General features: G+C 65.9%; 17 protein-coding genes. 4 read left to right on the top strand and 13 right to left on the bottom strand.

The window, feature by feature from the left end; genetic code table 11:
* The first annotated feature begins 81 nt into the window (after nucleotides 1-81).
* From CLV47_RS17635 to CLV47_RS17620, 4 genes are read left to right on the top strand one after another with little or no spacing between them, the layout of a single operon-like run.
* Entirely contained in the window at nucleotides 82-1,212 is a 1,131-nt protein-coding gene (locus CLV47_RS17635; protein ID WP_106350435.1) for a sugar ABC transporter substrate-binding protein, read from the top strand.
* A complete protein-coding gene (locus CLV47_RS17630; RefSeq protein ID WP_106350434.1) occupies nucleotides 1,212-2,720 on the top strand; it encodes a sugar ABC transporter ATP-binding protein in 1,509 nt (502 codons plus the stop codon). Before CLV47_RS17635 ends, CLV47_RS17630 begins: the two co-directional genes overlap by 1 nt.
* A complete protein-coding gene (locus tag CLV47_RS17625) occupies nucleotides 2,717-3,811 on the top strand; it encodes an ABC transporter permease (protein ID WP_106350433.1) in 1,095 nt (364 codons plus the stop codon). Before CLV47_RS17630 ends, CLV47_RS17625 begins: the two co-directional genes overlap by 4 nt.
* A complete protein-coding gene (locus CLV47_RS17620; RefSeq protein ID WP_106350432.1) occupies nucleotides 3,808-5,001 on the top strand; it encodes a CaiB/BaiF CoA transferase family protein in 1,194 nt (397 codons plus the stop codon). The genes CLV47_RS17625 and CLV47_RS17620 overlap by 4 nt, the downstream gene beginning before the upstream one ends.
* A gap of 478 nt (nucleotides 5,002-5,479) precedes the next feature.
* On the opposite strand, the gene CLV47_RS22620 is transcribed toward CLV47_RS17620, so the two are convergent.
* From CLV47_RS22620 to CLV47_RS17560, 13 genes are all read right to left on the bottom strand, one after another.
* Nucleotides 5,480-5,608, bottom strand: coding sequence for a hypothetical protein (locus CLV47_RS22620; protein WP_272946811.1), 129 nt, complete (start codon nucleotides 5,606-5,608; stop codon nucleotides 5,480-5,482).
* A gap of 26 nt (nucleotides 5,609-5,634) precedes the next feature.
* Entirely contained in the window at nucleotides 5,635-7,164 is a 1,530-nt protein-coding gene (locus CLV47_RS17615) for an AMP-binding protein (RefSeq protein WP_202862670.1), read from the bottom strand.
* A gap of 79 nt (nucleotides 7,165-7,243) precedes the next feature.
* A complete protein-coding gene (locus tag CLV47_RS17610; protein ID WP_106350431.1) occupies nucleotides 7,244-7,774 on the bottom strand; it encodes an MBL fold metallo-hydrolase in 531 nt (176 codons plus the stop codon).
* Nucleotides 7,775-7,778: 4 nt separating this feature from the next.
* Nucleotides 7,779-8,537, bottom strand: coding sequence for an SDR family NAD(P)-dependent oxidoreductase (locus CLV47_RS17605; protein WP_106350430.1), 759 nt, complete (start codon nucleotides 8,535-8,537; stop codon nucleotides 7,779-7,781).
* A 30-nt stretch (nucleotides 8,538-8,567) separates the two neighbouring features.
* Nucleotides 8,568-9,746: a thiolase family protein gene (locus CLV47_RS17600; RefSeq protein WP_106350429.1), complete on the bottom strand. Its 1,179-nt coding sequence runs from the start codon at nucleotides 9,744-9,746 to the stop codon at nucleotides 8,568-8,570.
* A gap of 10 nt (nucleotides 9,747-9,756) precedes the next feature.
* A complete protein-coding gene (locus CLV47_RS17595) occupies nucleotides 9,757-10,554 on the bottom strand; it encodes an enoyl-CoA hydratase/isomerase family protein (protein ID WP_170111139.1) in 798 nt (265 codons plus the stop codon).
* The gene (locus CLV47_RS17590) at nucleotides 10,551-11,420 is read right to left on the bottom strand and encodes an enoyl-CoA hydratase (protein ID WP_106350427.1); all 870 of its coding nucleotides are present in this window, start codon (nucleotides 11,418-11,420) and stop codon (nucleotides 10,551-10,553) included. The genes CLV47_RS17595 and CLV47_RS17590 overlap by 4 nt, the downstream gene beginning before the upstream one ends.
* Complete coding sequence (locus CLV47_RS17585; protein ID WP_106350426.1) at nucleotides 11,417-12,313, bottom strand: enoyl-CoA hydratase; 897 nt, start codon at nucleotides 12,311-12,313, stop codon at nucleotides 11,417-11,419. Before CLV47_RS17585 ends, CLV47_RS17590 begins: the two co-directional genes overlap by 4 nt.
* Nucleotides 12,310-13,158: an SDR family oxidoreductase gene (locus CLV47_RS17580; RefSeq protein WP_106350425.1), complete on the bottom strand. Its 849-nt coding sequence runs from the start codon at nucleotides 13,156-13,158 to the stop codon at nucleotides 12,310-12,312. Before CLV47_RS17580 ends, CLV47_RS17585 begins: the two co-directional genes overlap by 4 nt.
* 119 nt (nucleotides 13,159-13,277) lie before the next feature.
* Complete coding sequence (locus tag CLV47_RS17575; protein ID WP_170111138.1) at nucleotides 13,278-14,783, bottom strand: ABC transporter substrate-binding protein; 1,506 nt, start codon at nucleotides 14,781-14,783, stop codon at nucleotides 13,278-13,280.
* Between the two features lie 167 nt (nucleotides 14,784-14,950).
* A complete protein-coding gene (locus tag CLV47_RS17570) occupies nucleotides 14,951-15,961 on the bottom strand; it encodes an oligopeptide/dipeptide ABC transporter ATP-binding protein (RefSeq protein WP_106350423.1) in 1,011 nt (336 codons plus the stop codon).
* Nucleotides 15,958-16,980, bottom strand: coding sequence for an ABC transporter ATP-binding protein (locus tag CLV47_RS17565; RefSeq protein ID WP_106350422.1), 1,023 nt, complete (start codon nucleotides 16,978-16,980; stop codon nucleotides 15,958-15,960). Before CLV47_RS17565 ends, CLV47_RS17570 begins: the two co-directional genes overlap by 4 nt.
* Nucleotides 16,977-17,801 (bottom strand): ABC transporter permease, encoded by an 825-nt coding sequence (locus CLV47_RS17560; protein WP_170111137.1) that lies wholly within the window; start codon nucleotides 17,799-17,801, stop codon nucleotides 16,977-16,979. The genes CLV47_RS17565 and CLV47_RS17560 overlap by 4 nt, the downstream gene beginning before the upstream one ends.
* Nucleotides 17,802-17,833 lie beyond the last annotated feature (32 nt).

Here is a 17,833-nt window from a genome sequence, read left to right as displayed (position 1 = left end):
TGATGTCAGGCACATTCTGCCGCAATCATTTACACCGCGCGCGCTGAGTGCGTGCGCGATAGACGGGAGCCAACGGAGAAAATGAGACTCTTCAAACCAGCAGTCGTGGTCGCCGTGTTCGGCCTCGGCATGCTGTCCGCGTGCGGCAACTCCGACGGTGCCAGCGACGGGGCGACCGGGTCCTCCACAGCGCCGAGCACGGGCTCGTCCGGCCCCGCCGCCACGGCGCTCGCCGCGCTCAAGCCGTACCTCGACGACAACCCGTCCCTCGACCTGACGCCACTGACGGCCAAGCCGGCCTCAGGCAAGAAGATCACCTACGTGTCCTGCGCACTCGCAGCCTGCAACGACTGGGCCGACACGCTCAAGGAGGGCGCGGCCAAGCTGGGGTGGACCGTCAAGATCGTCAATGGCGGCAACACCCCTGACGTCATCACTTCGACCTGGACTTCGATCGCACAGAATCCGGGTGACGCCGTGATCGCGAACTCCCTCCTTCCGGACTCGGCCATCGCCGACCAGCTCGACACCCTCAAGTCGAAGAAAATTCCGGTCATCGAGCTCAACGGCCCCAACATCCCTGGTGGCGCCGTGATCGCCAAGCTCGGGTCGGACGAGCAGAACCGTCTCGAGGGCAAGATCCTCGCCGACTGGGTGATCTCGGACTCCGACGGCAAGGGCAAGGCCGCGTACTTCAACGAGCCGTCGTACCCGGACCTGAAGGCACCGCAGGAGGGTTTCACCGGCGAACTCAAGAAGGTCTGCCCGGACTGCTCCTCCGAGACCCAGACCTTCTCAGCCGCCGACATCGGCAAGGCTGTGCCGTCGCAGGTTGTCAGCTATGTGCAGAGTCACCCGGACGTGACCTACATCGTGTTCCCGGTCGGCGATGCGACCGCTGGTGTCCCGCAGGCGCTGGCCGCGGCCGGCCTGACCGACAAGGTCAAGCTGCTCACAGGACGTTCTGGCAGCCTCAGCATCACCGCGATCGGAAGCGGCGGTCAGGCGGCCGCGACCGTAGGCGCCAGCGGCATCCCGCAGTACATGTCGCTCGACCTGCTCGCGCACTACTGGCAGGACGGCAAGGTCGCTGAGTCGCAGCCGCTGGGCATCCTGCACCTCGTTACCAAGGACAATGCCCCCGCCAACGGCAAAGTGTTCAGCATTCCGGACTACCAGAACCAGTACTACAAGGCCTGGCTGATCAGCTGATGTCGCAGTCCTCCGTCGGCCTGAGCCTGCGGGGCATGTCGAAGTCGTTCCCCGGCCAGCGCGCGCTGGCCGGGGTCGACCTCGACATCCTGCCGGGGACGGTCCACGCCTTGCTCGGAGCCAACGGCTCCGGCAAGTCCACCCTGATCAAGATCCTGGCCGGCTACCACTCCCCCGACCCAGGCAGTACGGCATACCTCAACGGCGAACCACTCACACTCGGTTCAGCAACAGCGGCGCACCGCGCCGGTCTGCGATTCGTCCACCAAGACCTCGGACTCATCCCGGATCTGAACGTCATTGACAACCTTGCACTGGGCAGCGAATACGCCGGCAAGTGGTGGCTGAGCGGACGTCGTGAGGCAGCCGCTGCCCGCGAACTGGTCCAGATGCTGATGGATGGCGTCGACGTTCGCCGCCCCGTCCGTGAGCTGTCCCCGGCGCAGAAGACGATCCTCGCGATCGCCCGTACGCTGCGCGGCACCTCATCGGCGGCTGGACTGCTCGTCCTCGATGAGCCGACCGCGACGCTGCCGGCCCACGAAGTCGACGTGCTCTTCGAGGTGGTGCGGCGGGTGCAAGCCACCGGCACGCCGGTTCTCTACGTCACGCACCGCCTGGACGAAGTCTTCCAGATCGCCGACACGGTTTCGGTGCTCCGTGACGGCCGCCATGTCTTCAGCAGCGCGGTCAACCAGACGACGCAGCGTGAGCTGGTCACCCATATCGCCGGCCGGCCGCTCGATGAGCTGTACCCGGCGCCCCCGACGAGCGCGGGCGCTGTGCTGCTGACGGCGCGAGGTGTGTCGGGTCGAGGGGTGCGTGACCTCGACTTGGATCTGCACGCCGGTGAGATCCTCGGTGTCGCGGGCCTGGACGGCTCAGGTCGTGACGAGCTCAACCGGCTGCTCTTCGGCCAGCAATTGCCGTTCGCAGGACAGATCACTATCGCCGGCACACCGGTCACGCTGGGCCAGCCTCCCGCGTCGATCTCCGCAGGCGTCGGGTATCTGCCGGCGGACCGACGGCTGCACAGCGCCACGCCCTACATGACCCTGACAGAGAACGTCACTTTGCCAGACCTCCCCTCCCCTTCACTTCGGTGGATAAGTCTCCGGGCCGAACAGCGCGACGTCCGGACGTGGCTTAAGCGCCTCGAAGTCTCGCCCGCGGCACCCGAGCGACAGTTCTCCACCCTTAGCGGCGGTAACCAGCAGAAGACCGTGCTGGCGCGTTGGTTGCGGCGCGGATCGCGCGTACTGCTTCTCGACGAGCCGACACAAGGCGTCGACGTCGGCGGCAAGCAGGCGATCTACAACGCACTCGGCCAGGCTGCCCGCGGGGGAGCGGCGCTGCTGATCACGTCCAGTGACGCCGAGGAGCTTGCCGAGATCTGCGCCACGGTCCTCGTCATGCGAGATGGCCGCATCACCGCCCGCTTGTCAGGGCCAACCCTGACCACCGATGCCATCGTCTCCGCCAGCCTGACCGAAGGAACCCCAGCATGAGCTTCAATATGACCACTGCTCCCGCCGAGGTCACCACAGACGACGCGGAGTCCCCCCAGCGTCGCCAGAGCAGCGCCGGCGGCCGGCACTTCGCTCGCTTCAGCGGCGTCTACGTCCTCATCGGCTTCATCGTCGTCTACGCGTTGTGGGTCCCCGAAACGTTCCTCACCCGTATCACGCTGCAGAGCATTCTCGGCGACCAGGCGATCACCGGCATCATTACCATTGGTGTCGTCATCGGTCTCGCCGCAGGAGTCTTCGATCTGTCCTTCGCTAGCAACATCAGTTTGAGCGGCATCATCTGCGGCGTCCTGATCATCAACCACGGCTGGCCCATCCCGGCAGCGATCGCGGTCGCCATCTTCTCGGGTGTCGTGGTCGGGCTGGTGAATGCCTTCTTCGTCGTCAAGATCGGCATCAACAGCATCGTGGTCACACTCGGCACCAGCTCGCTGTTGGCAGCAGTGACCTCGTGGCTGACCAACGGTACCTATCTGACAGGGTTCCCGAAGGGCTTCACCAACATCGCGATCCCGAAGCCGCTGGGCATCCCGATCCTCGCCGTGATGCTCGCCGTGATCGCGCTCATCGGGTGGTATGTGCTGGAACACTCGCCGCTCGGCCGCCGACTGCAGGCCACGGGCCTCGGCCCCGAGGCCGCTCGCCTCGCAGGCGTGAACACTGCCCGCATGACTGTCTTCGCACTGCTCGCTATCGCCGTAACGTCGTCGATCGCGGGTGTCCTGATCGCCGCTAAGATCAACTCTGCAACTCCAGATGTCGGGGCCGCCTACCTGCTGCCCGTGATCGCCGGCGCCATGCTCGGCACCACCCAGATCAAGCCGGGACGATTCAGCATTGCCGGCACCGTGCTCGCCATCTTCCTCCTCGCTACGGGCGTCAAGGGTCTTCAGCTTGCGGGTGGCGGACAGGCCTGGATCACCAGCGCCTTCAACGGGGCGGCGCTGCTGCTTGCTGTCACTTTCGCCGCACTGGGCGAGCGGAACGTGGGTGGCTTCTGGCGTCGGTTCAGGCTTCGCAGGCGGGTGTCTGAGACCGCGTCCTCCGAAACTGCGGAGTCCACCCGATGACAGAGCCGGCTCCCACATCGAGTCGACTTGGTCCTGAGGAGCTCGTGCAGACCGGCGCTCTGACCGGCCTTCGCGTCGTCGAGCTCGGATCCACGCTGATGGGTCCGTACTGCACGATGCTGCTGGCTCAGTGGGGTGCCGACGTCGTGAAGGTCGAGCCACCGGCCGGTGACCCGGCTCGCTATATCGGTGACCTGCAGCGCACCGGAATGGGGCCGTTCTTCCTCAACGCCAACCGGGGAAAGCGGAGCGTCGTCCTGGACCTCAAGATGCCGGACGGCGCGAGAGGGCTGGAGGAGCTGCTGTCCACGTGCGACATCGTGGTCCACACGCTGCGACCCGATGCGGCGACCGCGCTCGGCCTCGACGCCGCGAGCATCGTCGTACGGCATCCGCAGTGCATTGCGGTCGCGCTGCGAGGGTTCGGGCGCGGCGGCCCGGCGGCCGAGGAGCCCGCCTACGACGACATCATCCAGGCGCGTAGCGGCGTGGCTGCACTGCAGGGCGGCCACGGCGAACCGACGTACGTCCGCAGCACGCTCGTGGACAAGGTCGTGGCGCTCCATGGTCTCGCCGCCCTGCTCGCGGCGCTGCGGCAGCGGGACCTGACCGGGCGCGGGATGGCGCTCGAGATCCCGATGTTCGAGACGATGGCTGCCTTCAATCTCGTCGAGCAGCAAGGTGGCCTCGTCTTCGACCCTCCGACGGGGCCGCCCGGCTACCGAAGGACCGCGTCGAGTCATCGCCGCCCCTACGCCACCAAGGACGGATCGGTCGCCGTCATGCTCTACACGGACCGCCATTGGCGAGTGTTCTTCGATCTCATCGGCCGACCCGAGTTGGCGAAGTCACCGCGCTACCGGACGATCCGCGAGCGTACCGAGCACATCGACGAGCTCTATCGTCTTCTCGCCGAGACGCTGCTCGAGCGCACGAGCCAGGAGTGGATCGACCTGCTCGGCCCTCACAAGATCCCGATCGGCTCCGTCAACGGGCTGAGCGACCTGGTCGACGATCCCCAGCTCATCGCCACCGACTTCTTCACTGCAGTCGAGCACCCGGCGGCCGGATCTTTGCGCCTCCCGCGATTGGCCGGGCCCACCGGCGCGAACCCGCCTCCCGCACGCGATTGGGCACCACTCCTCGGCGCCGACACTGAAGCCGTCGTCGGAGGTTCCGCGGCTGGCTGAATGCCGCCTACCGAGACCGCTGCAGATCGGCGAGGAGCGGGCTTGCGCCTGCTCTTCGCCTCCGGCTTGGAGACCAGTGCGCCCTCGGCCAGCTTTACGAGCGTCTCCGCGCAGGCGTCGAGGTCCGGGGTCGGGTCCAGCCGATACTGAACACCGGTCCCGAACAGAGCACCGTTGACGACGGTGGCGAGCTGGTCGAGGGCTTCCCGATCCGCCTTCGACCGGTGTGGTGCGCCAGCGGCGACGCTGAGAGATATAGCACGCGGCCTTGCGTCGGTCGCGGAAGAACTCCACGTAGCGGTCGTGCAATGGCCCGTCCGCTGACATCGCCTCGGTGAGCAGCATGAAGAGCGCCCCCGCGGTCGGACCGCGCAGCTAATCTGTCAGCCGGTCGAAGACTTCGCGCAAGCCCTCATCGCCCGAGGCCGTGATCGAGCCCGGGGCATGAGCCGATCGATCGCGCCAACGCCGGTTGCGCCTACCTGCACTCGACGATGACCTCGCCTGCCATCGTCATTGTCCACGCGTTCAGGCGCTCCGGCCGGTCCAGCGTGATAGTGGCGATCGGGTCGTCGACCTCGTAGATGACGGTGCTGTACTCAGACACTGGTGGGTTCTCTCTTCCCGAATCGTTCAGATGGTGCGCCCAGCGGCGGCCCAGTAGGGCTCACGCAGCTGACGCTTGAGGATCTTCCCGGAGTCCAGTCGGGGGATCTCGTCGAGGAACTCGACGACCTTGGGCACCTTGTAACCGGCCAACCGGGCGCGTACGAAGGCTCGCACGTCCTGTGCTGTCACCGCGGCAGTGCCGTCCAGCTCCGCAGCCGCCGCCAGTGCCTCGCCGTACTCGTCGTCCGGGATGCCGAAGACGGCCGCATCGCGGACGCCTGGCATGGTGAGCAGGCACTCCTCAATCTCGGGCGGGAAGATGTTCACGCCGCCGGAGATCACCATGTCCTTCTTGCGGTCGCTGAGGTAGAGGAAGCCGTCCTCATCGAGGTAGCCGATGTCGCCGGCGGTGAGGAATCCGTTCCGCTCGATCTCTGCTCGCGCGTCGGGACGGCCTTCGTAGACGAAGTCTGGCTGGCCTTCGATCCGGGTGAAGATCTCGCCGGACTCCCCGACCGGCAGCTCGTTGCCCATCGAATCAAGGATCTTGATCCGAACGTCGACCAGCGCCTTGCCCACGGTTCCTGGGTGCGCCAGCCACTCCTCGCTCGTCGCGCCGGTGACCACGCCGATCTCAAGGCTGCCGTACTGCTCCATGAGCACGGGTCCCCACCATTCGATGATCGCCTGCTTCACGTGGCGTGGGCACGGGGCTGCTCCCATCGTGACATGGCGTAGCGAGGACACGTTGTGCCGCTCACGCACCTCGAGCGGCAGCTGGAGCAGCCTGTTCAACATGATCGGAACCAGCATCAAGTTCGTGATCTGCTGTTCGTCAATCAGCCGAAGAAGGTCCTCGGCCTCGAACCGGTCCTGCAGGACGATGAAGCCTTTGCTGCGCACCCAACCCATCGCCCACGCCAACGGAGCGCCGTGATACATCGGCCCGGTTATGACCGCGCGGACGCCGGGCACGAATCCGCTGATTCGCGCCAGATCGGCCAGGTACGGCGTCGGGCCGGCCATCGCGTTGCGGCGCACGCCCTTGGGTTTGCCGGTTGTGCCCGAGGTGTAGAGCATGGCCGAAGGCGGTGCGACCGGGGCTTCGGCGCGCGGCTCGAAGCTGTCGATCCAGCTGCTCCATTCGACCATGCCATCCGGGACGTCCCACGCCTCTTTGGGGATCTTGTAGCTCTCGCCGATGTCGTACGGCGTGGGGACGACCCGCACCTCAAGACCCTCGGGCAGGAGCACGATCACCGGGCGCAGCAGGTCGGCGTGTGCCACCAGTACCTTGGCTTTGCAGTCGAGCAGGATGCCGAGCACGTCCTCTGGCTTACCGTGCCAGTTCTGCGGCACGGGGGCTGCCCCGACCATCCCCGCGGCCAGCGCTGCTTCGAAGAAGGCGATGTCGTTGCGCAGCAGCAGCGCCACGCGATCGCCAGCGCCCACGCCGATCGAACTCAGCGCGCTCGCGGCTCGCTTGGCTCGCTGATCGAGCGCTTCCAGGGTGACGAACTCCTCGCCACGCAGGATCCCCGGCTCTTCAATCACTTCATGCCCTCCGCGCTACTGGGTCAAAGCCTCGCTCCGACCACGTTCTTGCTGCTTTTCACGTGTCTCGACGATTGATCTACTTCAAGCTGATCGTGCCCGCGGTCAGCCATCGGTCGGGTAGTTCCCAGGGCCCGAGTGGCTCCGTGGCAGCCGCTTCACGTCGCCACGCAAGCGTTTCGGCGATGATCTCGTCCGCGCCTGCCTTCTTCAGGTTCTCCTCGACTTTGGCGAACGGTTGGAATCCCGGATCGGCCATCACCTCGATCGATCGGCGTTCGCCGGCTCCGATGCTGACGGTGCTGCCGAACACTCGCCGCACCGTGGCGGCCTGGGCGTAGTGGTCGCCGTGGGCGTGCGTCACGAGGAATTGCTCGACGTGGGACAGCGCGTGCCCGACTTCGGCAAGGCCTCGCTCGAGAGCCGCGAGGCTTTCCTCCAGCACCCAGCCGGCATCGATCAGGGTAACGCCGGAGTCCTCGGAGATCGCGTAGACGTTGACTGCATGCAATCCGTCGTTGGGCAGCGGGAGTGGGATCCGGAAGACCCCATCTAGGACTTGCTCGACGCCTGGCTCGTCCCAGGGTCTTTCGCTGGTGTTCTCGGTCACCGGTTCAGCTCATCCGTACGCCAGCGTCGAGGCTGATCGTCGTCGCGTTGAAGTACTGGTTCTCGACGATGTGCAGCACCAGGGCAGCAAACTCCTCAGGGTGGCCCAGGCGGGACGGCTGCAGGATCATCTTCTCCAACCTGGCCCGCACCTTGTCTGGCAGGAAGCTGGCCATGCTCGTGTCGAACAGGCCGGGGGCGATGGCAACGACACGCACGCCGAACTTCGCGACATCGCGGGCGACCGGAAGAGTCAGTCCGACTACGCCCGCCTTGCTCGAGGCGTAGGCCGCCTGGCCGCGCTGTCCCTGGTCCCATGCACCTGACGACACGTTGATGATGACTCCACGCTCGCCGTCGACGGGCTCGTTCGACGCCATCGCAGTAACGCACTGCCGCATCACATCGAACAGCCCGATTAGGTTGATTTCGATGACCTTGCGGAAGGTCTCCAATGGCAGCGATTCCTGCCCGTTCGTGATCGCACCAGGGGTGGCGACGCCTGCTGCGTTGAGGCACACGTCGATCTGACCGAACCGTCCAAGCACCGCCTCGATCGCGGCGGCGACTGAGTCGGGGTCCGCGACATTGGTCTGTACGGCGAGGGCGTCCTCACCGAGTTCGTCGGCGAGGGCGGTCAGGCGCGACTCGTCCATGTCGAGTAGCGCCACCTGTGCACCTTGCTTGGCCAGACGGATGGCGGCTGCACGACCGAGCCCTGAGCCTGCACCCGTGATGACGGCGACACGTCCTAACAGCTCCACGTGGATCTCCTTCTGTTGCTGGTTTGGTGCTCAGCGCGCCAGGACGGTGACCGCAGCCGCGGCCGGCTCGGGGCCGAGGTATCCTCCGGCGTTCTCTGCGACGGCGATCCGTGCGCACTCGACTTGTCGTGCCCCTGCCTCGCCGCGCAGCTGCTCCACCAGTTCGAACAGTTGCGCCAGGCCGGTCGCCCCGAGCGGGTGGCCCTTGCTGACCAGTCCACCACTGGGGTTGACGGGAAGCCGCCCGCCGAGCGAGGTCTCCCCTGCCCGGACCATGGCAATCGCCTTGTCCGATGAGGCGATCCCCAGCTCCTCGAGCACGATGAGCTCAGCTGGCGACGCCGCGTCATGCACCTCGAGAACGTCGATGTCCTCAGGCGAGATGCCGGCCTTGTCGAATGCGCGTCGCGCAGTCTCGGCTACGACCTGTTCCGGACGGCCGCGCACACCCGCGCCCACCACCGATGACAGCAGCCGCACTGAGCGCGCCAGGCCATCTCCTGTGGTGGCGCCGGTGAGTACCGCCGCGGCCGCGCCATCGCCGATCGGCGCGCACATCGGAACCGTGAGCGGTCCCGCAACCGGCCGGGCCGCGAGGATCTCCTCGACGCTGAACTGCTGGCGGAACTGGGCTCGCGGGTTCAGTGCGCCATGCGCATGGTTCTTGGAGGCCGCGCGCGCGAAGTCCTCCTGTGTGGCGCCACTGCGCTCGGAGTAGGCGCGGGCGTACTCGGCGTACACCTGCATGAACGGCGACCCCTGGCCTTCTTCGAGGCCGAGGGCGCGGCGCAGTTCAGGCAGGCGCTCCTGGTCCATCGCACCTTCCATGGCGCGCAACGCGCGGCCCTTCTCTGGGTGGGTCATCTTCTCCACGCCGAGCACAAGCACGTTCTCGGCCTCGCCGGCGGCAATCGCGATGCGGCCGAGCGAAATGGCCGTGCTGCCGCTTGCGCAAGCGTTCTCCACGTTGAAGACCGGCACGCCTGCCAGCGCGGTGTCGTCGAGCCACACTTGCCCACGCACGGACTCCTGGCCGGTGAGGCTGGCGGCGAACACGTTGCTGACGTAGACAGCCGCGATCGCCTCCGGCGCCAGTCCGGCGTCGGTGAGGGCGGCGTCGACCACCTCGGCGACCATCGCCTTCGGCGAGAGGTCGGGGAACTTGCCGAAGTGGGTCATGCCCACTCCAACGACTCGTACGTTGGTCACGATCTGCCTTTCAGTCCTCGAACTCGGGACGCTTGCCTTCACGGAACGCGGCTAGGCCGACGTGCACGTCAGGGGTCTTCAAATAGGCGCGCAGCGCGACCGACTCGGCCTCGCGCGCCTCCGCGAGGGTCGCGTCCAGCGAGTTGTTCGCCAGTTCCTTCATCGCTGCCAACACCCGCGGGCTGCGCACGGCAAGGGACCTGCTCAACTCCTCCAGCCGGGCATCGAGTCGCTCGGCCGGGACGACGGCGGTGACGAAGCCGGTGGCAACCAACTGCTCGGCGAGGACGAACTCGCCGGTGAACATGAGTCGCTTGGCCATCGCCGTCCCGACGGCACGCGGCAGCCGAGCCGACCCGCCTGCTCCGGGTAGCAGGCCGTAGTTGCTGTGCGCGTCGGCGAACCGGGCGTCCTCGACCGCGACCACGAGGTCGCAGGCCAGGGCGATCTCCAGGCCGCCAGCCGCAGTGATCCCGTTGATCCCGGCGATGACTGGCTTGGGGAACGCGGCGATCCGGTCAACCACGGCGGCCACCCGGTTCACGGTTGTCACCATCTTGCCGGTGTCGACCTGCTCGCCTGGCACCTGTACGAGGTCGGCGCCGGCGCAGAACGCGCGACCGGTGCCCCGGATCACGACGCCGCGCACGTCCTTCTCCGAGGCGCGATCGAGAGCGGCGGCTAGCCCGTAGATCATTTCCTCGTTGATCGCGTTGAGCACTTCGGGGCGCTGCAGGTGGACCCATAGCACCTTGCCCTTGAGCTCGGTGCGTATCGCGGGGAGGACCCCTACCCCGGCGGCGCTCACTGCTTGCTCTCCGCCGGGACGCGCCCCCACGCCTTCATGAAGGTCGGGTCGGCGGGGATGCCGAAGATCTCCTGGTTATGGGAGTGGCTGAGCTGGTGGTAGGCGAAGCCGATCTGCAGCGAGTCCTTACGGCCCATGCGATCCTGTGCGGCGTTGACGGCACTCTTGGCGAGCTTGAGCGCGAATAGTTGCATCTGGGCGATCCGCTCGGCAAGCGCGAGGGTGTAGTCCTGCAGCTCGCCGGCCGGGACGACCCGGTTGACCATGCCCACCTGTCGCGCTTCTTCTGCCGAGAAGAAGTCGGCGGTGAAGAGCAGCTCCTTGGCCTTGCGGATGCCCAGCTCGAACGGCTCGTGGAAGAACTCCGCGCAGGCCACGCCCATCTCCACAGGGTTCACCCGGAAGCTTGCGTCATCAGCCGCGATGATCAGGTCGCAGGGCCAGACGATCTGCATGCCGCCGCCGATGCAGCGGCCCTGCACCGCGGCGATGGTGGGCTTGGCGATGTTGCGCCAGCGCTCGGACAGACCGAGGTAGACCTCCTCCTCGATGGCCATGCGGCCCTCGGCCCCCTCGCAGCCGAAGCCACACCAGGTGCCGACGGTGTCGAAGTCGACGAACGCCTGCAGCCGCTCGGTGTCGCGCAGGTCGTGGCCCGACGAGAAGTCCCGCCCGGCGGCAGCCAGCACGATCACGCTGATGCTGTCGTCCTGGGCCGCCTTGTCGAACGCCTCGTTGAGCTCGTAGAGCATCTTGTAGCTCTGCGCGTTGCGCTTCTCGGGACGGTTGACGATGATCCGCGCGACCTTGGGCGCGGGCACCTCGTAGAGGATCGTCTCCCACTGCGTGGACCGGGTCTCGGTCATGCCTGTGCTCCTTCGGTTGCTGCCTGCTCGGACCCGTCGCCGGGCTGGACCGATGCGCGCGCATAGCCGAGCTTGTCCATGAAGGACGGGTCGATGCCGTAGCCGAACAGTTCACGGTTGTGCGCGTGGGTGAGTTGGTGGTGGGCGAACCCGATCGCCAGCGAGTCTTTACGGCCCATCCGGTCCTGTGCGGCGTTGACGGCCCCCTTGGCCAGCTTGAGCGCGAACAGCTGCATCCGGGCGATCCGCTCCGCCAGCGCCAGGGTGTACTCCATGAGTTCGGCGTCGGGGACGACCCGGTTGACCATGCCGTGCTGGGCCGCCTCAGCGGCGGACAGCTCCATGGCCGTGAACATGAACTCCTTGGCCTTGCGGGTGCCCAGCTCCCACGGCTCGTGGAAGAACTCGGTGCCCGAGACGCCCATCTCGATGGTGTTGTTGCGGAAGATGGCGCTCTCCCCAGCGACGATGAGGTCCATCGGCCAGGCCAGCATCAGGCCGCCGGCGATACACTTTCCTTGCACCTCGGCGATCGTCGGCTTGGCGATGTTGCGCCACCGCTCGGAGAGGCCGAGGTAGACTTCCTGCTCGACGGCCACCGGGCCTTCGGCGCCGGCGCAGCCGAAGCCGCACCAGGTGCCGACAGTGTCGAAGTCCACGAACGCCTGCATCCGGCGGGTGTCCTTGAGGTCGTGACCTGACGAGAAGTCGGAGCCGTCGGCCGCCAGGATGATGACGCTGATCGCGTCGTCCTGAGCCGCTTTGTCGAAGGCCGCGTTGAGCTCGTACAGCAGGTGGTAGCTCTGGGCGTTGCGCTTCTCGGGCCGGGCGAGCACGATGCGGGCGACCTTGGGCGCCGGCACCTCGTAGCGGATGAACTCGAAGTCGCTCATGTCTGTGCCGCCTGCTCCAGGGCCAGGCGGGCGTTGAGTGGCTCGAACGCGCTCATCAGGACCTTGTGCCGGTCGAGCAACGGCTGCTCGATCATGTGGTCGGTGTAGATGTAGAGGTGTTCGCCCTTGATCGCGTCGATCACGAGGTCCCCCACGAAGTCGGGCGAGGCACCGCCGGACAGCTGGTGCCGGGAACGTTCGCGGCGCTCATCGGTCTTGTTGATCGGGTCGCCTTTGCCCTCGGCGCGGATCGCGACCGAGTTGTCGACGATGCCCGTGGCGACGTAGCCGGGACAGAGAACGCTGACCCCGATGTTGAACTTCTTCAGCCCGTGCCAAAGGGCTTCGGACATGCCGACCACAGCGAACTTGGTGGCGCTGTACATGACGCCCGCGCCGATCACGACGAGCCCCGCGCCGGAGGAGGTGTTGACGATGTGGCCGCCGTCCCCGCGCTCGATCATGCGCGGCATGAAGGTCTGGACTCCGTTGACGACGCCGTTGAGGTTGATGTCGATCATCCAGTCCCACGTCTCGTAGGTCATCTTGGACGTCGACTCACCGCCGGCGACGCCGGCGTTGTTGAACACCAGCGAGACAGGCCCGAGTTTGCTCTCCACCTCATCGGCGAGCTCCGCAAACCGCTGCCGGTCGCGAACGTCGAGAATGAAGACCTCTGTCGGCACCAGCGCCGACAGTTCCTCTCTGGCCGCGTCCAGCGCGGCAGCGTCGAGATCGACAAGAGCGAGCTTCACGCCCTCTTTGGCCAAGGCTCGAGCTATGCCGAGTCCGATACCGCGCGCCCCACCCGTGATGAAGGCCGTGCGGCCGTTGAGCTGTTCCACTTACACCCACTCCTGTTTTTAGTGTTTGGCAGAATGCACTATCCGCGCCATCTGGCCAAGTCTATGGCAGTTAGCACAGACTTGGGAAGACTTACCGACTGCTCAGTCGTCGACCTCGATCACTTCACCAGCACGTGGCGGGGATCGTTGGACGCGAACCCCGTCAGACCAGCTGCACCCAGCCAGGTGTTCGGCGGCACACAGATGGTGATCTGGTTGGTGCCCGCCTCCAGCGCCGCGTTCGTGGCTTTGCCGATGGCCGTCGCGCGTAGCTTTGGGTCCGCGCTGAGATAAGACTCCGCGAGGTATTCCGGGATCTTTGGGTCGAGGTACACGTCCGACACCGGGCTGAGTTTGAAGTACTTCGACTCCCACGAGGCAGGGTCTGGGGAACCTGGTGTGGTGAGCGTGACGACCATCTGGTAGTCCCCCTTGAGTGAACGAGTAGTCAGGTCCACGTAGTCGATGGCATTCACCTTGGCACTGATACCGATCTTGGACAGGTCACCCTGCACCACCTCGGCCAGATGCTGGTACACGGTGATGTTCGGAGCCAGGATCGTCAGCGACAGATCCGGGGCGTTCTTAGCCACAAGTGCCTTCGCTGCAGCGACGTCGTGCTTGAGGTAGGGCTTCTCATCGATGGTCTTGTCGTGGGCCCAGTACTTGTCGTTGTACGGCTGCGCAGTGATCGAGCAGATGCCGTTGCCCAGCGTCTTGTTGATGCCCTCACGGTCAATCGCCATCGAGATGGCTCGGCGCACATCCGGATTGTCCAGTCCCGGCTGGGTCGCGTTGAGCTGGACGGCGTATGCCGTGGCCGCGGGGATCTCGAAGTGCTCCAGGCCGGCGGCCTCTGCCTCGGGGATCTGGCTTGCACGCGAGATCGCGATGTCGAGCTGGCCGGACTTCAACGCATTCAAGCGAGCAGCGTCGTCGGCGATGAAGCTCACCTCGACAGACCGCGGGACGATGTCCTTGGCGTTCCAGTAGCCGTCCCAGTAGGTGAAGGTCACCTTGGCGTTGCTAATGGTGCCGATCTTGAACGGGCCCGCGCCGACGGGCTTCGTGGCGTTGGTGCCGGCGGCCAAGCTGGCGGGGCTCGACATCATCCCGGCCAGGCCTGCCAGCAAGCCTGGCAGGTCACCGCCGGGTCGGCTCATCATGAACTTGAGCGCCAGCGGACCTGTCGCCTCGACCGACTTCACCATTGCGAGCGAGTTGGCGACCAGACTCTTGTCGCTCCTCATGTAGTCAAAGTTTGACACCGCGGCCTTGGCGTCGAAGGTTGATCCGTCCTGGAACTTCACCCCGTCACGCAGCGTCATGTCCAGAGACATTCCGTCGGACGAGAGCTTCCAGTCGGTCGCCAGCATCGGCGTCAGGACGCCGTTGGTATCCGTGTGGATAAGCGTGTCGTAGATCAGACCGAAGTACACGATGTGTGTCGCGGAGCCCACCGTGGCCGGGTCGAAGGTCGTCGGGAGGGTCGAGGTGCCCCAGCGCACGGTCTTGCCGGTGCCGGGCGCCACCGAAGAGGTGCCGTCTTTCTTGTCGTCGCTGCCACACGCGGTGAGGGATCCGACTAGGGCAGCGACCAGCAGACACAAAATTACTCGTCTCAATGGATTTCCTATCACTTGGTGCTTCATTTGAGGAGGTCTTATGCGCAAGGGGCAGCGTCCGATCCGGACGACCGCCTGATCAGTGGAATAGGGGAATAGGGTGGGCGCTGGATCAGCGCTCGATCGAGCGTCGTGACTTACCGACGTGGCTTCCTGAATGCGGGTCGCTATGGAATGCCTCCCGTCTGCACGCCGGTGTGCAGTAGGCAGGCGACCTGGTGGCCGCCGCCGATCTGCAGCAGAGGTGGGTCCACAGTGGCGCACTCGGCCATAGCTTTCGGGCACCGCAGCCGGAACCGGCAGCCCTCAGGGATGGCGTCCGGGCTCGGGATCTCCCCCCGCAGCACGATGCGCTGCCGGGTGCGCTGCACAGCCGGGTCCGCGACCGGAACGGCTGACAGCAGCGCCTCGGTGTAGGGGTGCAGGCATGACGACGCAATCCGATCAGCCGGGCCCTGCTCCACGATTCGGCCGAGGTACATCACGGCAATGTAATGGGAGAGGTGGCTCACCGTGGCGAAGTCGTGCGAGATCAGCACAATCGCCAACCCCTCCTCTAGCTGTAGCTTGAGCAGCAAGTTGAGAATCTCCGACCGCGTGCTCAGGTCGAGTGCGGAGGTCGGCTCGTCCGCCAGCAGTACAGCCGGGCCCAGCGAGAGGGAGCGTGCGATCGCGACCCGCTGCCGCTGGCCGCCGGACAATTGGTCGGGGCGCCGCTGCACCAGGCGCGGGTCGAGCGCGACCCGCTCGGCGAGTTCCTCAGCACGTCCTACCAGACCGGACTTCTTGGCGATGTTGTGCACCAGCAACGGCTCCGTCATTGCGTGTGCGGCGGTCTTGGTAGGATCCAATGAGCCGTAGGGGTTTTGGTGGATCATCTGCACGCTGCGGCGGAATGATCGCAGCTGAGCGCGCTTGAGATCGGACACGTCCGCTCCCTCGAAGAGCAGGGACCCACTGTCGATCGGCAACAGTCGCGTCAGCAGTCGGCCGAGCGTGGACTTACCCGACCCGGACTCGCCGACAATGCCGATCGTCTCGCCTTTGCCCACCTCCAGCGACACGGAGTCGACGGCTCGCACATAACGGCGTGCAGTGCCCCGCGAATTGCGCCCGGCCCGGAAAGATTTGGTCAGCGCCGCGGCCGTGAGCAGCGGACTTTCCACAACCTCGTTCACAGTGAAGGCTCCGATCCAAACTGGGCGCTCGCGTGGACGCAGCGGCTTTCGTGTTCCACAGCGACGTGGCGGATTTCGATGGGCCCCACCGTGCACACGCCGGGGACGACGTGGGCGCAGCGGTCTTGGAATCGACACCCATCCGGGAAGACGCCCGCAGGAGGCACCCGGCCCCCGATCACAGGGAGCGGCTGGCGGGTTCGGCCGACCTGCGGCACCGACGACAGCAGGGCGCGCGTGTAGGGATGCGCCGGCGATGCGAACAGTTCGTCGGTGGGCGCTTGCTCGGCGGCCTGTCCGGCGTACATGACGACGACACGGTCGGCCACACCGGCTACGACACCCAGGTCATGGGTCACCAACAGCAACGCCATTTTGGTGCGTCCTAGCAGGTCTTCCAGCAGTTCCAGGATCTCGGCCTGCACGGTGACGTCGAGAGCCGTAGTCGGTTCGTCGGCGATCAGCAGCCGGGGCTCGCAGGCGACCGCAGCGGCGATCAACGCCCGCTGCTGCATACCACCGCTGAATTGGAACGGGAAGGACGCGGCACGAGCGCGCGGGTTTGAGATTCCCACCAGGTCCAGCAACTCGACCGCCCGCTCGCCGGCGGTTTTGCGCGACTCGCCTAGGTGCAGGCGGCGCGATTCCGCGATCTGGTCGCCGACCGTCATGGTCGGGTCCAGGCTCGACATCGGGTCCTGAAAGACCGCTCCCACGACTGAGCCGCGCAGTGCCGACAGCCGCGTCGACGATGCCCTGGTGATGTCCTCGCCTGCCAGTACGACTGAGCCGCCCGCGATGCGCACCGCCTGGGGCAGGAGACCGAGGATCGCCAAAGCCGTTAGTGACTTCCCGCACCCGGACTCGCCGATCAGAGCGACCGTCTCCCCCGCCCTCACCTCGAAGCTGACGTCCTGGACAAGTTCCAGCTGCTCGGAGGGGCCGGAGAGGTCGAGGCGTAGTTGGTCGACGGCTAGGACCGTGTCGGTCTGTATTAGCGCTGGGCTCTTCACGGTCATGCCTCCTTCCGATCTGCTGTCACGTCACGTATCACGTCACCGAAGGTGTTCAGCACAAGGATGGTCACCGTCAGGCATAGGCCCGTAGGCAAAACGGCGAAAGGAGCCTGGAACTGGCTTTCCGCAGCAGTCTTGAGCATGGATCCCCAACTCGCCTGCGGCAGCTGTACGCCCAAGCCGAGAAAGCTCAGGCTCGCCTCCGCTAACAGGGCGAAGCCCATCATCAAACTGATTTGCACCAGCAGTGGGGCGAGCACGTTGGGCAAGCAGTGCACCCAGACGACACGGGCGGTCGAGGAGCCGATGGATTCCGCCGCGTCGACATACCCCTCCTCGGCCACGTTCAGTGTGGCGCCGCGCACGATCCGAAACAAGCGCGGCGCAAATACCAAGCCAATCGCGAGCATTGTGGTCGTCAGCCCGGATCCCACCGCTGCGACGATCGCGATCGCTGCGACGATCGGCGGGATGCTCAAGAGTGCATCAGCGACGCGGCCCATCAGATCGGCGACTCGTCCACGCCGATAGCCGGCGTACAGACCGGATGGCAGCCCCAGCACCACGGCGAGCCCAACCGCGACGATCGGAGCGTTCACTGCGATCCGAGTGGCATAGACGAGCCTGCTCAGCACGTCTCGCCCGAGGTAGTCGGTGCCGAGCCAGTGCTTCGAGGACGGACCTTGCATCGCGGAGACCAGATCTTGGGCGTACGGGTCCTGAGGCGCCACCATAGGTGCGAAGATCGCCACCAACACGAGCAGAGTCAGGAAGACGAAGCAGAATCTGCCCGCACGATGATGCAGGATCCTGCGCAGGGTCACGGGCATCCTGATCCAATGGCCTGGCCGCCTCA

The organism is Antricoccus suffuscus (assembly GCF_003003235.1).
In the GTDB taxonomy this organism is placed as follows: domain Bacteria; phylum Actinomycetota; class Actinomycetes; order Mycobacteriales; family Antricoccaceae; genus Antricoccus; species Antricoccus suffuscus.
This window is presented reverse-complemented; position numbering and strand designations above follow the sequence as displayed.

Excerpts from the sequence above, each read along its gene's own strand:
- CLV47_RS17635 (WP_106350435.1), top strand. The coding sequence starts at position 82 with ATGAGACTCTTCAAACCAGCAGTCGTGGTCGCCGTGTTCGGCCTCGGC.
- CLV47_RS17630 (WP_106350434.1), top strand. The coding sequence starts at position 1,212 with ATGTCGCAGTCCTCCGTCGGCCTGAGCCTGCGGGGCATGTCGAAGTCG.
- CLV47_RS17625 (WP_106350433.1), top strand. The coding sequence starts at position 2,717 with ATGAGCTTCAATATGACCACTGCTCCCGCCGAGGTCACCACAGACGAC.
- CLV47_RS17620 (WP_106350432.1), top strand. The coding sequence starts at position 3,808 with ATGACAGAGCCGGCTCCCACATCGAGTCGACTTGGTCCTGAGGAGCTC.
- CLV47_RS17590 (WP_106350427.1), bottom strand. The coding sequence starts at position 11,420 with ATGACCGAGACCCGGTCCACGCAGTGGGAGACGATCCTCTACGAGGTG.
- CLV47_RS17585 (WP_106350426.1), bottom strand. The coding sequence starts at position 12,313 with ATGAGCGACTTCGAGTTCATCCGCTACGAGGTGCCGGCGCCCAAGGTC.
- CLV47_RS17565 (WP_106350422.1), bottom strand. The coding sequence starts at position 16,980 with ATGACCGTGAAGAGCCCAGCGCTAATACAGACCGACACGGTCCTAGCC.